General features: G+C 59.7%; 10 protein-coding genes. 8 read left to right on the top strand and 2 right to left on the bottom strand.

Annotation, left to right across the window (positions count from 1 at the left end; genetic code table 11):
• Positions 1–8: 8 nt before the first annotated feature.
• Positions 9–1,397 carry a Glu-tRNA(Gln) amidotransferase subunit GatD gene (gene gatD / locus SCM96_11785; protein MDW7761298.1) on the bottom strand — a complete coding sequence of 463 codons (1,389 nt, stop codon included), beginning with the start codon at positions 1,395–1,397 and terminating at the stop codon, positions 9–11.
• Complete coding sequence (gene gatE, locus SCM96_11780; GenBank protein ID MDW7761297.1) at positions 1,394–3,319, bottom strand: Glu-tRNA(Gln) amidotransferase subunit GatE; 1,926 nt, start codon at positions 3,317–3,319, stop codon at positions 1,394–1,396. The genes gatD and gatE overlap by 4 nt, the downstream gene beginning before the upstream one ends.
• A 137-nt stretch (positions 3,320–3,456) precedes the next feature.
• Between gatE and SCM96_11775 the strand changes: the two genes are divergently transcribed.
• The 8 genes from SCM96_11775 to SCM96_11740 all read left to right on the top strand — a co-directional run bounded on the left by SCM96_11775 (position 3,457) and on the right by SCM96_11740 (position 15,129).
• Positions 3,457–4,224 (top strand): methyltransferase domain-containing protein, encoded by a 768-nt coding sequence (locus SCM96_11775; GenBank protein MDW7761296.1) that lies wholly within the window; start codon positions 3,457–3,459, stop codon positions 4,222–4,224.
• A gap of 32 nt (positions 4,225–4,256) precedes the next feature.
• Positions 4,257–6,635: a hypothetical protein gene (locus SCM96_11770; protein MDW7761295.1), complete on the top strand. Its 2,379-nt coding sequence runs from the start codon at positions 4,257–4,259 to the stop codon at positions 6,633–6,635.
• A gap of 73 nt (positions 6,636–6,708) precedes the next feature.
• Positions 6,709–7,671 (top strand): hypothetical protein, encoded by a 963-nt coding sequence (locus SCM96_11765; GenBank protein MDW7761294.1) that lies wholly within the window; start codon positions 6,709–6,711, stop codon positions 7,669–7,671.
• Complete coding sequence (locus tag SCM96_11760; GenBank protein ID MDW7761293.1) at positions 7,668–8,969, top strand: hypothetical protein; 1,302 nt, start codon at positions 7,668–7,670, stop codon at positions 8,967–8,969. Before SCM96_11765 ends, SCM96_11760 begins: the two co-directional genes overlap by 4 nt.
• Positions 8,966–11,266: a GDSL-type esterase/lipase family protein gene (locus tag SCM96_11755; protein ID MDW7761292.1), complete on the top strand. Its 2,301-nt coding sequence runs from the start codon at positions 8,966–8,968 to the stop codon at positions 11,264–11,266. The genes SCM96_11760 and SCM96_11755 overlap by 4 nt, the downstream gene beginning before the upstream one ends.
• Before the next feature lie 99 nt (positions 11,267–11,365).
• Positions 11,366–12,757, top strand: a complete 1,392-nt coding sequence (locus SCM96_11750; GenBank protein ID MDW7761291.1) for a radical SAM protein — start codon at positions 11,366–11,368, stop codon at positions 12,755–12,757.
• Between the two features lie 15 nt (positions 12,758–12,772).
• The gene (locus tag SCM96_11745; GenBank protein MDW7761290.1) at positions 12,773–13,768 is read left to right on the top strand and encodes an NAD-dependent epimerase/dehydratase family protein; all 996 of its coding nucleotides are present in this window, start codon (positions 12,773–12,775) and stop codon (positions 13,766–13,768) included.
• A gap of 206 nt (positions 13,769–13,974) precedes the next feature.
• Positions 13,975–15,129, top strand: coding sequence for a DegT/DnrJ/EryC1/StrS family aminotransferase (locus tag SCM96_11740; protein MDW7761289.1), 1,155 nt, complete (start codon positions 13,975–13,977; stop codon positions 15,127–15,129).
• Positions 15,130–15,144 lie beyond the last annotated feature (15 nt).

Below are 15,144 nucleotides of genomic sequence, written 5' to 3'. Positions count from 1 at the left end.
ACGGGGGGTCATTTCCGGTAGCTGGAGATGAACTTTTCGACTTCGGGAATCCCGCCCTGAAGAATCAGATAACCGTTGTGGGGCTCGCGCTCCGTGATTTCGTCGGCCACCGGGGTGAGCATGATCCGGCGGACCTCCTCCAGGTCGTTCGTCCGTCCAAGCGCCCAGCCGAGCTTGACATAGGCGACCTCGGGCAACATGTTGGCCGCCGGCACGACGCCGAGCTCCATCATGTCCCGGCCCGTATCATAGACATACATCTGGACATAGCCCCAGAGCGTCTGGACGGTCATGTAAACGGCGATCTTGCGGTCGGCCGCCCTCTTCAGCGCGGGATAGAGCGGCTTGTTGACATGGCCGAGACCCGTCCCGGCGATGACGATCCCCCGGTAACCGTTGTCGATCAGGGCGTCGATGATGTCGGGCATCATGTTCGGATAATAATAGACGATGCAGACCTTCTCCTCGAAGGACGTGTCGATGACGACGTTGCGGTCGTCCCGGCGCTTTTTATAATCCCGGCGGAGCGGGGTGATTTCGTCCCGGCTGACCATGGCCAGGGGGATGTCGCCGATTGTCCGGAAGGTCGACCGGTAGCTCGAATGCATCTTGCGGACGCGCGTCCCCCGATGGAGGAGTCCGTAAGTGTCGGACGTCGGGCCGAACATGCAGACCATGACCTCGGCGATATCGCTTTCGGCGGCGGTCTTGACGCTGTGCATGAGGTTGAGGGCCGCATCCGACGAGGGCCGGTCGGACGAACGCTGGGATCCGACCATGACGATGGGCACCGGGGAATTCTGGACCATGAAGGACAGGACGGCGGCGGTGTGGTGCATGGTGTCGGTGCCGTGGCCGACGACGATCCCCTGGACTCCCGCGGCGATTTCCCGACCGATGGCTTCGGCCGTTCCCCGCCACTGCTCAGGTCCCATGTTCTCGCTGAAAACGCCGTAGAGCTTATCGGTTTCGAGATTGCAGATGTCGGCCAGCTCGGGAACCGAGCCGTAGAGTTCGCCCGGAGAAAAGGCGGGGATGACCGCGCCCGTCCGGTAGTCGAGGCGGCTGGCGATCGTTCCCCCGGTTCCCAGGAGCTTGACCCGGGGCTTGGCCGGATCGTAGGGGAACTCCTTCTCGGGGATCTTGTAGTGCGCCTCGCGCCGGCCGTGATGCTCCACCGCTTCGACCCGGGCGGCCTCGATGCCGACATTGTAGCCGGAACGAAGCTTGAGGACGATGTGGAGGGGATCGGACGTTTCCGAACGCGGCAGGACGATGCCCGTAAACCGTCCGCTATCCATAATAAAAGTGGCATCGCTCCAGACAGGAGCTTTGAATCTTTCGAGAACTTCCCGGGCCGTTCCCTTGTATCCCTTGTAGGCGTCGTTGCCCGTCATGCCCGCGTCTCCCCCATATGGTTCCGCAGTTTTTCCGCGATCTCCCGTCCCGCCGCTCTCCCCCTGAGACTTTCCATAAGCCGTCCCATGGCAAAGCGCTCCCCCGCGCCGGGTTCTTTGAAGGTCATCGATTTCAACTGAGACAAAACATCGGCGAGAGCCGTATCGATTTCCTTTTCTCCGGCGGGTTCGGGCGGCAGCACTTCGGCCCTTTCGCCCGTTCCAACGGCCTTCTCAAGAACCGGAAGAATCCCCTCCCGGGCCAAGCGGCCTTTGCCGACGGCGGCCAAAAGATCCCGAAGGATCTCATCTTCGATTCCGTCCGCCGGCAATCCTTTCCGTTTCAATCTCTTTGGATACTGGACAAGCACGACGGCCGCAAGCTCTGGCTCAACACCCCATTCCGCGACGGCGGTCTCGAAGAGATCGGCCCGGCTCGAAGAGGCCAGGGGCGCTCTCAGGTCGACCGGAACGCCGGCTGCGGCATATCGGGCCTCGCGGTCGAGAATATTCGGGGGAAGACCGGCCCGGATTCTCTCCCTCCGCTCCCGGAGAACGCGCTTCGGCGGCAGGTCGGTGTCGGGATACATCCGGTCGGGACCGGGCAGGATGCGTTCAAAGCCGTTGGTTTCGTCTTCCAGAGCCTGGCGGGTTTCCGAGGGAATCCCGACGGTCGCCTCGCGGGCCCGTTCCACAATCTCCCGGGCGCCCAATCGAGCGTCCTCGGGACCGCCCCAGACAAGCACCACGGCATCTCCCTGTCCGGCGCCGAGCGTCTTGCGGACGGCCTGCCATTCCGAGCTCATCAAGCCTTCCCCGGGGCTGTCTGAATGCATGATGTTGGGCAGCGTTGTCAGACAGGCGATGACCCGGACACGGTCGGAAATCTCCTGGGCAAACACCGTGTTCGTCTGGGTGGCCCAGCGCAGAAGCCCTGAAAACCCCTGGAGCCGGACGGCCAGGACGGTCAGACCCGAAGACAGGGCCGTCTGGATGGGAAGATAAGCCGTCCGCCGGAGAACCCGGGTGACATCCTCGATGCCAAAGGCGAATGTTTCCGGGGTGATGCCCTTTTTGGCCAGTTCTGTCCGCAGGCGGAGAAGATTCCACTGGCGCATGGCCTCGTTGTAGGTCAAGCGGGGGATGCGCGGGATACGGGGCACACCCTTGATTTCGATGCGCGTTCCGCCGGTCACGCTGACATTGACGTCCTGGCGGCCCGCTCCGATGCCTGTTCTGACCTTGCCCGTGCTCCTCACCAGCCGGCGCAGGATCTGGCCCACCTCGGCGACTTCGTGCGGGGTGCGCATGTCGGGAGCCGTCACGGTTTCGATGAGCGGCATGCCCAGCCTGTCCGTCAGGTAGATGCGGCGGTGGCCGATGTCGCTGACCTCGCGGCAGGCGTCCTCCTCGAGGCCGAGCTGGACGATGCGGATCTCGCGGCCCCGATAGGGAATCCGCCCGTCGACTCCGACGATGGTCGTCCTCTGGAATCCCGTGGGGATACTGCCGTCCAGATATTGCTTCCGGGCAATGTGCAGCTCGTCGATCATCGAACAGCCGTAGAGCATGGCGACTTCCAGGGCGATGTCGAGGGCCTCCTCGTTGAGTTCGAAGGGCGGCGTGTCGTCCATTTCGTAGGTGCAGACGGTGTCGTGATGGATGCGGTAGATGATTTCCTTTTTGGTCTTGAACTCCATGAGGGCCGTGCCGTCGTATTCGCCGAGTTCGGAGAGCGTCGGACGCATATGGCGGAGGATCTCGGCTTCGTAAACGGGGCTGTAACAGCCGGCCGGACAGCGGCAGAACAGCTTCTTTTCCGTAAGGAGCTGCTGGTGAATCTCCAATCCCGAGCGGAACCCCACAGCGGCGTAGTCCTCGGGGGTCATGTCCTCGAAAGGCTTGAAAAGAATATCCGACACGGTGTCTGTCCTCGTATTTTCCGGAAGTTCCTCTTATGACACGTCCCGGCCTTATCTGTCAAGTCGCGGACGGCTCGCCCCAAGCCGGTTCCCGGCGATTGACGGGCTGGGGGGGCCGGTGATACAATCGCCGAGCCATGAGTCTCGAGAACAAGGAAAACGTCGGAAGCTTTTACGACATCGTCTGGACCGAGTATGTCCCGGAATACCGGGAATCCGAAGACCACTGGTCGCGCTTTTATGACACCGCCGAGGTTCGGGGCAAATCCGTTCTCGACGCCGGATGCGGCACGGGCATCTTCAGCATCATCTTCGCCCGTCAGGGCGCGGAACGGGTGACGGGAATCGACATCAGTCCGGGAAGCCTGTCGACGGGCCGGGCCATGAAAAAGTCGTTCGGTCTGGAGAACGTGGAATTCCGTCAGGAGGACATGCTCCGCCTGCCCTTCAAAAACGCCGAATTCGACATCGTCTGGGCCTGGGGCACCGTCCACCACACAACCAACCCCCTGGGAGCCGTGACCGAACTCATTCGCGTGCTCAAACCCGGAGGTTCGCTGTTCCTGGCGATCTACAAGAAAACCCGGTTGACATTCATCCACGAGGCCATCCGCAAAACCCTTATCCGCACCCCGAGATCCTGGTGGACGGGCCTTTCGAAGTTTTTCGCCGTTCTGTTGGCGCCCGTCGTCTTCCTGTTCAAGAAAAGGGAAAAGGCCCGGAAAGGAGAGAAACTCGAGGAGCTCATCCTGGACTGGTATTTCGTCCCCATCCGCCATCACTACACGCCGGAGGAAATCCGCGTCTTTCTCGAAAAGAGGGGATTCACGATCGAGAAATTCCTTCCGGCCTCCGGGCGCTTCGACAGCACGTCCAACTTCATCTATAAAGCCCGAAAACCCTGACCTGGCTCATTCCAATGCCGTAGAGAGACGCCATGCGCCTCAAATCCTTGAATCGAATCAACCGCCCCAATGCCCGAAAAGTCGTGCGGGCTCTTCTGGTCGTCTTCTATCTCTTGTCGGTCGCTCTCTGGTTCAAGGACAGTTTTTCCTTCCTCAAGGGATGGCCCCTCTCACCCCTGTTCGGAATCGTCCCCCTGATTCTTCTGACCGTTCTGAGGCTCGTTCTCCGGGAGCCGGGAAAGAAAACGCGGCTTTTTCCGTTCAAGCGGCGCGACGCGGCCGTCCTCATCCTGATCCTGATTGCGGCGACTCTCGTCCGGGTCCCCTATCTGTCCCACAGCTTCGGCCTGATGGACAGCGACGAAGCCATCCCCGCTCTTGCAGGCAAACACACAGCCGAGGGCGGCCGGCCGGCCCTCTATTATTACGGAGCCTTTTTTCAGGGCAGTTTTCCCCAGCACTATTACGCCCTCATGTTCTTCCTATTCGGATACTCGGTGTTTATGGCGAAATTGTCCGCCTTTCTGGCTTTCCTGGCCTTCGTCGGCGTCCATTACATCTTTCTGAAGAAGATCTTCGGCTTCCTGCCCGCCGCAGCCATGAGCGCCTTTTTTATTTTGCCCATCCCCGATCTGGTGACAGCCGGATTCGACATCGGCTCGGGTTTTCCCGTCGTTCTGCTGTTCGGAAGCCTGATCTTTCTTCTGACCCATGCCGTCGTTTTTGAAAAGTCTTCCCATTGGCTGCCCGCGCTCGGTTTCCTGGCCGGCCTGGCCTTCTGGACCCATCAGATCAGCGTGATATATATCGCCACGGCGGGCCTTTTTCTTGCACCGGTTCTGAAACTCCAGTGGAAAAAATACGGCGCTCTGGCCTTTCATTTCGCGCTCGGCACCTTTCCCCTCATCCTGAATGAGATCTACAGAAAATTCATTCTTGCCAAGTTTCTCTTTCCGGAAGGATCGGGCCGGACGGATTTCTCCCACGTTCGCCGTTACAAGGACCTCCTGCTGTCTCTGCTCACCGACGGCCGCGGCGTCCTGCCCTGGATCGTTCTCGTTCTTCTACTTGCGGGATCCGCTGTTCTGATCGTCCTGTCCCTGACAAACAAAAAACTCCGGCCCGCTCTTCTGTTCGTCGTCTATGCCGCCGTTTTTTCCGTCGCCTATCTTTTCTCCGACTTCGGCCACACCGGCGTCATCCGCTATATGTACATCCTCTACATGGTTTTTCCCGTCCTTCTGGCCGGAGCTTTCCTTCCGTTCGGAAAAAAGATCGCTGCGCCCGCCCTGGCCGTCCTTCTCGCCGTTCTCTTCTTCGCCGGAAACGGGGAGCACAGCCGCAATTTCCGGGCGGCCGTCAAGGATAAACACGTTCTTCTCGCCCGCACCGTCGCCGCCATGGAGGAGACGGGAGAGAAATTCTGGATGGCGGAATACTGGATATCCTATCTGCTGACGGCCTGCTCCCGGGAAAAAGTCGTCGTCGCGTCATCGACCATCCAGCGATATTATCCCTACAAACTGTATTATGACAGCGGCGAAAACTCCAACTGGGTCATCAACCGGGACATCCCCCAGACCGTGACGCTGGCCGGCGACCTGACCGATCTGCTGGATTCCCTGGGCATTCCCTACGGCTTCCGCGAAGTGGAAACCATAGCGCTCTTTCACGGGATCGGAAGCTATCTGTATCCCCGATTCCCCTTCGCCGACCCCCAGAAAACCCGGCCGGATATCGAGCTCGAAAAAACCCGGGTGTCGGACGGGCTCCTCGAGCTTCTCTTTGTGAAGAAAAACGATGTGCCGTCCGGAGGATACCGGATCCACATCGATATTCCCGATTATTTTTCCAGGTTTTTCTCACTTCCGGCCGGAGAACGCTTCTCTCTGACTGTTCCTTATCCCGGCCAACGGGAGTTCGCCGTCCGCTACCGTCTGGCCTATGCCGGACTGGAAATTCCCGGGACCGAGCGGGAAAAAGCCTGCGTCCTCTCCGCGGACGACCTCCGCCGGCCGCGCAGCGCCGTCGTCTATCTGGCCGGAATCGGCCCGCGAAGGGACATCGAGGGCTGGCCGATGTACGCTCTCCGGAAAAGCGCGGCCTTGGAAGTTCAAACCGGTGCCGGACCGGCCGGCCGGATGACCATCCATCTCCACTCGCCTTTTCAGTTCAGCCATCCTTTCTGGTATGGAGACTACAGCCAGAATGTGACTGTCTTTGTCAACGGCATTCCTCATATGGACCGCCCGCTCCGCGACGGCGTCAACGTCCTGCGCTTCGACATCACCCGGGCGCCCTTCCGGCCGGGAGCGAACCGTATCGATTTGGATTTCCGCTACGCCATGGTGTTTTCCATCCACGACCTGTGGAAGACGGCGGCCTACCTCGAAGCCGTCAACTTCGAGTAAAAACCCGCTCCGGGACCTGCATTGTGGCCTCAGTCGAGGTTTTCCCCTATAATAATTGGCATAAAGGAGAACGATGAAGATTTTCCGCCTCGAAAAATCCGCCCGAGCGTACGCCCTGAGCTTGATCCTGCTGGCCGCCTGGGCCTGCAGTCCGGACCGAACACCCGACCCGGTCGATATCTCGGTCCTGCCGACAAAGCCCGAAACGGCCTTCGAGGGCCGCATCATCTTCCAATCCAACATGGAAGGGACAAACGCCGTCTATGTCATGACTTCGGACGGCGTCCGCAAGATCACCGATAACGCCTGGGAGAATAAATTCCCGGTCTGGTCGCCCGACGGAAACCGGATCGCCTATTACGCCAATCCCGAAGGGCCCTATGACATCTATGTCATGAACGCCGACGGTTCGGATCCGATCCAGGTGACGACCTCGGGGCTCGACGAGAAGGACCCCGCCTGGTTTCCGGACGGCCGGCATCTGGCCTTCGCCCGGGAGAGAAAACGACTCGTCGGCCGGAATATCGAACTCTTCAAGATCAATCTGGAAACCCGGCGGGTGGAAAGCCTTGTCCCGGACTTCAGGGATACGCACAGCATCCCCCACATTTCTCCCGTCGATCCCCTGGTCGTCTTTACGGGAAAACGCACCATGGGATGGGATGCCTCAATTTATAATTTCGAAACCGGAGACACTCTCCATCTCGGTGACCGCGGCCATACCTGCCGGGCCCGTTTCTCGCCCGACGGAAGCCGGCTGGCCTACGTCAGCTCCGAAGCGGACGGCAAGGGCGACATCTGGATCTGCAACAAGGACGGGAGCGGAAAAACGCGCCTGACCCTTCGCGACGACACCTACGATTATTTTCCTTCCTGGTCTCCGGACGGCCGTTTCATCGTTTTCAACTCCTCGACTCAGTACGACCATGACGGCGACTGGGCCCTCTATATCATCGATGTCGAAACCCGCGAGACCCGGCTTCTGTTCGACTCTCCGGGAAACGACGTCTTCCCGGACTGGATTAGGATCCCATGACGGACAAATCCGATTCCGCCGCCGCGTCAGGCCGGCGCCGCCGGCCGGGACTTTGGCTTCCGGTCGTTCTGGGTTTGCTTTTTCTTCCGGCCGTTTCATCCTGGCAGGCCGAATTCCGGGTTCACTCCTATGTCGTCAATGATCAGACCGCGCCCGCCCTGGCCACGGACGGCAGCGGCCGGTTTCTCGCCGTCTGGGTCAGTGAACGGCAGGACGGAGAGTTGACCGGCATTTTCGCCCGGCTTTTCAGCTCTTACGGCATGACTCAGGGGCCGGAATTTCAGGTCAATGCCGACTGGGAGCATCTCCAGGAAAAACCTTTCGTCGCGGCCGGACCCGACGGCCGGTACATCATCACCTGGTACAACTACAACGGTATGAATGTCGCCGCCCGGATCTACGACAACAACGGCTTTCCCCTGACGGGCGAATTCATCGTCAACGAGCAATCCTGGACCTTCAAGGGCGGTCAAGCGGCGGCTATGGATCGAAACGGCGGTTTCATCGTCGTCTGGCACGCCCACGGATATGAATCCGGCTTATGCCAAGTTTACGCCCGTCTTTTCGATCCCAACGGAGTTCCCGTGGGACCGCAATTCAGGATCAGCGCAGACAGCGGAGGCGACCAGATGAATCCGGCCGTGGCCATGCATCGCGACGGCCATTTCACGGTGGTCTGGACCCGCTTCTCAGCCGATGGATTCGGTTCGGAAATAATCGGACGGAGATTCAGCCGGACAGGTCTTCCTCTCGAAAAAGAGTTCTTCATAAGCAGTTCGGCACCCGGACGGCGTGATCAGGCCCGTCTGGTCATGGACACAAGCGGCGCTTTCATTGTCTGCTGGCACGCCCATACTTATACGCCGGAAGCCTACAATATTCTGGTCCGGCGCTTCAGCCCCATGGCCTTTCCCCTGGGCGGAGAGTTCATCGTCAATTCCCACCGCAACGGCTGGCAGGTTTTTCCCTCGATCGCGTTCGGAGAAGCCGGATATCTCGTGACATGGCAAAGCTATGAACAGGACGGCGACCATTATGGGATTTTCGCCGTGATTCTCGACAGAGACGGCGCCTCCCGGGTTCAGGAATTCCAGGTCAACAGCATGTCCCACGGGCGGCAGGAAAGGCCGGCCGGCGTATTTCTGTCTCACAACCGCATCGCTGTCGTCTGGCAGGATTTGGGCGACAATGCGGCGGATTGGGATGTTTACGCGGCGATCTCGGATGTCGCTTATCATTCCCGCGATAATGCCCATGTCGTCGATCGCGATTTAAACCCGCCTTCGAAAATCAAATGAAACACGCTCACCTCGTTGCCGGCTTTCTGATCCTCGCCTGCGCAGCCGGCCTTTATGGTGCAAACGGCGAACGGACGGTCATGCCGGGAGGTCTCGGACGGCCGGTTTTCGACGATCTCGGGCGGGCGAAAATCGTTTTTCCCGATCCGGGAAGGCCCGTCTCCGCACTCAGCGTCAAGAAAGACGTGCTTCAGAGGATCTGGCTTGTCTGGGAAGAGAAATCGACGGAAAGGGCCGGAGACATTTATTTCGGACGCCTTGCGGCGGACGGTCCGGCCGACACGCGCCGCCTTTCCACGGAATTCGAAGGCCGTCATCATGCTCCGGACCTGGAAATTACGCCGGGCGCCCGACCGTACGCGGTTTGGATCCAAACCGGCGGCGGAGAATCCCGGCTGATCCTCAAAGGCTTGTTTCCTGAGAGGATCTGGATTGTCCGCAGCGCTCCGGAAGGATCTCTCTTCACTCCGCGCTTGCTTGCCGACGGCGAAGGGGCCGTCTGGATTTTCTGGGTTGAGGCGACGGACGGACCCGACGAGATCCTGGTTTCCCGTCTGGAAGGCGATGTCCTGACGCCGCCGGTCTCTTTGACGCCCGGAACGGGAGTTCCCCATTTTCACCCCGCACCTGGAAGAGACCCGGAGGGAAGGCCCCTTTTGGCCTGGACCTCCTACGACGGGTCCGATTACCAGATCCATCTCCGGAGCCACGACGGAAACCGCTGGCTGAAACCCCGGAAACTGACCGACGTCCGGGGAACGGCCAACGGCCGTCCGGCCGTGTCGCTTCTTCACGGCGCCGTTCCCGTTGTGGCCTGGTTGAGGGACGACGGCGGAATGAGAGAGATCCTTCTGTCTTATCGGACACCGGACGGATCGTGGAGCCCGGCCGTCGGCATATCAGGAAAAGCCCCCGGTCTCGACGACCCGGCCCTCGCGGCCGAAGGCGACAGGTTGGCCGTCTCCTGGGCATCCCGGGACGACAGGCACCTGAAAACCCTGACCTTGGCCGAACTGCAGATGTCGGATCGCACTCCGGCCCGACAGCCGGCCGCTTCCCCCCGCTCGGGGTTCCGGGCCGATGACGCCTTCATCGCCTTCGGCGACAGCATCACCTACGGCATCCTTGTCCCGCCCTGGGATATCCGGGAACTCGGATACCCGCCCCGGCTCCAGGTTCTTCTGGAAAACCTGTATCCGAAACCCGATGTCATCAACCGGGGCGTTCCGGGCGACGACACTTGGGGAGGCGTGAGCCGGATCGCCGACGTCATCACCGGCGATCTCGCCCTCTATCTTCTGTTGAAGCTCGGAACAAATGATGTTTCCATCGAGCATTATTCCATGATTACGACCGCTTTCAACCTGGGCGAAATGACCGCGAAATGCCTGAAACACGGCGTTTTTCCCATGATCGCGACGATCATTCCCCGCAAAGGCGACCGCTGGAATGATTTCACACGATCCCGGACTCTCAATCTCAACAACAGAATTCGGAGAATCTCCCAGGAAAAAAACATCCTCCTGGTCGATATGTATGAACTTTTCTACAGCTATCCGGAGGCCCAGGGCGGTTGGCAATCCCTGATCGCCGACGCTCCGGACAACCTGCACCCAAGTCTCAAGGGCTACCAGTTCATGGCGGAAATCTGGTACGACCACATCGCACGAATCCCCTTCTCTCCCATATTCCCGGAAGCCCGCCGGATGGTCAGGGAGCGTGCCGTCGTTTTGTCCTGGGAACAGGACCCGAAAATCACGGCGGCCACCAAACTTTCCGGATACAAGATCCTTCGCAAACGTAAAACCGAGAGCGATTTCGGTGAGATCGGCCTCGTCTCCTCTTCCCAGTTGTCATTCCGGGACGAGCATCCGGACCTGACGCAGGAGCCGATTTACGCCATGAAAGCCGTCGCTTCCTCCGGACTCGAGGGGCCCGTCTCGCCGCCGTTCTTTCCCGTTCAGGGGGATCCCTATCCTCCCTTGAACGTGTCTTTCCGGACAGAGGTCAATAAAGCTCTTCTGCGAACCGAGTACATCAACGTCGTCTCCTGGTCGGACAATCCCGCCAACGAGGATCTCTTCGACATCGCCGTCTACAGGATCTACCGAAAGAAAAAAGAGGAATCTCCGGACCTCTTCAAGCCCGTCGGAGAACTCCCGGCTCATCGACGGGAATTTCTGGACAGGCATTTCCCGAGCGCGACCGAAGCGGGACGGTATGACTACGGCATCTCGGCCGTCGACATGAACGGCATCGAAGGCGCCCTCGCAACGGGCACGCCCGAAGGGTCATAACACCGGATTATGATCAAAGAAGAAAAACCCGGTGTTATGACGTACGACCCCGGAACAGGTTTTTGACAGGAGTGGGGGGTTTTTGCTATAACCTGTGACATGAAAATCCTCCTGATCGACCCCCCATTCCACCGTTTTATGGGGTTTTACCGCTATTTTTTCCCCTACGGCCTGTCCTCGATCGCGGCCGCCCTGGACAAGTCCCGCCACGAGATCCTCATATACGACGTCGATCATGGAGAAAAGCCCGTAGCCATGACCTCTTCGGATCTGCTACGGGTTTTCCCCCGATACATCGAAGGCATCCGGGACACCGGACACCTGATTTGGCGGGAGGTCGAGCAGGTCATGGCATCGTTCCGGCCCGATCTCGTCGGCATCACTTTCATGTCGACAAAGATGGGTGCGGTGGCCGGAATCGTGGACATCTCCAAACGGCTGTTTCCGCAGGTCCCGGTCATCCTCGGGGGCGACCATCCCACGGTTCTCTATGAAGCCACGCTTCGCAAATTGAAAGCCGACGCCGCCGTGATCGGCGAGGGTGAACGGACCTTCGCCGAGATCGTCCGGCGGATCGAATCCGGCCGGACGGATTTCGAAGGCATCCCCGGCCTGGCCGTTCGTAAACCGGACGGCGAAATCGCGCTGTCCCCGCCGCGTCCTCTCATTGAAGATATCGACACCCTGGCTTTTCCGGATCGGGAATCCCTTCACAAGCTCGACACCTATCGCCCCGACGATCTCAGCATGATCATGACCAGCCGCGGCTGTCCGTTTCACTGCGCGTTCTGCTCCAGCATCTGGGAAAGGCGCGTCCGTAACCGCTCCATTCCCCACATCATGCGGGAGATCACGTATCTCGTCGAGCGGTTCGGAACGCGAAATCTCTATTTCAAGGACGACACCTTCACCGTCGACCGGCGGAGGGTCCGGGAGTTCTGCCGCGCCATCAAGGACAGCCGGCTTGACGTCCGCTGGGAATGTCTGACCCGGATTGAACTCGTCGATCCCGAAATCCTCGAGGAGATGCGCGAAGCCGGGATGATATACCTCAAGATCGGCATCGAAACGGGCAGCCCGAGAATTCTGAAAGACACCGGAAAGAACCTGACCCTCGAACAGATCCGCCGGGGGGCGCGGATCCTGCGGGAGGCCGGGCAGAAATGGTCGGCTTTCTTCATGATCGGCTATCCCGACGAAACCGAGGAGGACATCCGCATGAGCCGGGATCTCATCGGGGAGATCCGGCCCACTTATGTGTCCATGAGTACTCTCGTCCCGTATCCGGGCTGCCGCTACTATTATGATCTCGAAAAGGACGGTCTGATCGGCGAGGATTCCGACTGGAACCTCTACGACCCCTTCAGCCTGGAAACACACTTCACCCGCAGGATCGGCCGGGAGCGCTTCAGAGAGCTGGTCATCGACACCATGGCCTTCATTGACGATTACAACGCAGCGGCATCCTCCGCTCCAACCGCTTCGGGATAAAGGAGATTCATCGACATGAAAACCAAGGCCAACGGCAATACACGAGTTCTGGTCACGGGGGGCGCCGGCTACATCGGGTCCCTGCTTGTCGGACGGCTTCTCAAGTCCGGATACAAGGTCACCGTTCTCGACAAGCTTCTTTTCGGCGTCGAGCCCCTCAAGCACTTTTTGACGAACCCGAATCCCAACCTCTCCTTCATCATCGGCGACATCCAGAACGAGGACGACGTCAACCGGGCCCTGGCCGACGCCGACACGATCATTCATCTGGCGGCCATCGTCGGCGACACGGCCTGCGCCGCCCATTCCGACCTTGCCGTCAATGTCAATTTCAGCGCCACGGTGAAACTCGGCGATTTATGCAAAAAAAGAAAAATTCGCCGTTTCGTTTTCGCCTCGACCTGCAGCGTCTACGGCGCCGGAACGAAGGACATCCTGGACGAGGAATCCGAGGTCAACCCCGTTTCGCTCTACGCCGAAACCCGCCTCTACGGCGAAAGGGGCATTCTCTCCCTGGCCGACAACAATTTTTCTCCGGTTCTTCTCCGTCTGGGAACCATCTTCGGACTGTCTCCCCGTATGCGCTTCGACCTGATTGTCAATTACCTGACCAAGAAAGCCGTCCGTGAGAAGAAAATCACCATTTTCGGCGGCGATCAGTGGCGGCCGCTTCTGCACGTCGCGGACGCCGCCGCCGCGTTCCATCATGCCCTGGAGGCTCCCATCGAGAAGGTCAGGAACCGGATCTTCAACATCGGATTCGACAACCTGCAGATCAAGGACATCGGCGCCACCATCGCCCGGCATTTTCCAGAGACCGACGTCCAGGTCATCGAAAAAATCGAAGACAAGAGAAGCTACCGCGTCTCCCTGGAGAAGATGGCCTCCGAACTCGGCTTCAAACCCGAAAAAACGATCGACGCCGGGATTCTGGAAATCGCCGAAGCCATCAGGAGCGGCGCCATCGCCGACCCCAAGGATAAGATCTACTACAACCACTATGCCTGCTAGCCTGGGCTTTTCATGAAAATGCCGATGCGTATTTCAGTCCCAACGCTGATTCCGGATTTCGGGATCATCCGATCGTTCATTCGGATTCCCATAAACTCCCACAATAAAGCAGACGCTGTCGGATCGGCTCGTGAACAGCCCAGGCCTGGGCTTTTCACTCGTCGAAAACCCCGGCTTGGGCCGGAGATTGAAAGGCAACGACTGATATGAGAGAGTCATTCCTGCACTTTTCCCAGCCGACGATCACCCGCACCGAGATCGCCGAGGTCGTCAAGACGATGAAGAGCGGCTGGCTGACGACGGGGGCGCAATCCCGGCGCTTCGAGGAGGAGTTCGCCGCCTACATCGGCGTCCGCCACGCCGTGGCCGTCTCGTCCTGCACGGCGGCCCTGTTCCTTTCGCTCATCGCCGAGGGCGTCCAACCCGGAGACGAAGTCATCACCACGCCCTTCACTTTCGTTTCGACGGCCAATGTCATCCATCATCTCGGCGCCGTCCCCGTCTTCGCCGACATCGACGAGGAAACCTGGAACATCGATCCCGAAGCCGTCGCCCGGGCGGTCACCCGGAAAACGCGGGCCGTCATTCCCGTGCACTACTCGGGACAACCCTGCGACATGGCGGCGCTCACGGACTTGGCCCGCCGGCGCAAACTTCGCATCATCGAAGACGCCGCCCACGCCTTCGGCGCAACCTACGACGGAAAAAGACGGGTAGGCAGCCTGGGCAATCTGACATGCTTTTCCTTCTTTCCGACGAAGAACATCACGACCGCCGAAGGCGGACTCATCACGCTCAACGACGGCCGCAAAGCCCGGCGCCTCGTCAAGCTGCGCCTCCACGGCATGAGCAAGGACGGCTGGAAGAGATACGCCAAGGAAGGCGCCTGGTATTACGAAGTCCATGAAGCGGGATACAAGTTCAACCTGCCCGATCTGTGCGCCGCCGTGGGCGTCGCCCAACTCGCCCGCATCGGCGAAATCAATTCCAAACGCCGGAAGCTGGCCGAGCATTACATCAAGCGGCTGGCCGAAATCCCCGGCATCCGGACCGTGACCCTCCGCCCCGGCGCGACGAGCTCCTGGCACATCTTCCCCGTCTGGGTGGACAAGGCCGTCTTCGGGATGGACCGCAACCGCCTCATCGAAGAGCTCAAGAAGCGGAACATCGGCACGAGCGTCCATTTCATCCCCGCCCACCTTCAGCCGTTCTACAGAAATACCTACGGCACCAAAAAAGGGGATTTCCCGCGGGCCGAAAAAGCCTTCGAGGGGATCGTGTCCCTGCCCCTTTTCCCCGGGATGTCGATCAGGGACGCGGACGACGTCGTCGCCGCCCTCCGAGACCTTGCTTCAAAATAACGGCCGGCCGATCGG

Source organism: Acidobacteriota bacterium (assembly GCA_033549365.1).
Lineage (GTDB): Bacteria > Acidobacteriota > Aminicenantia > Aminicenantales > Saccharicenantaceae > JAWSUF01.
Note: the sequence above shows the minus strand (reverse complement) of the source record. Positions and strands in the feature narration are given on the sequence as shown.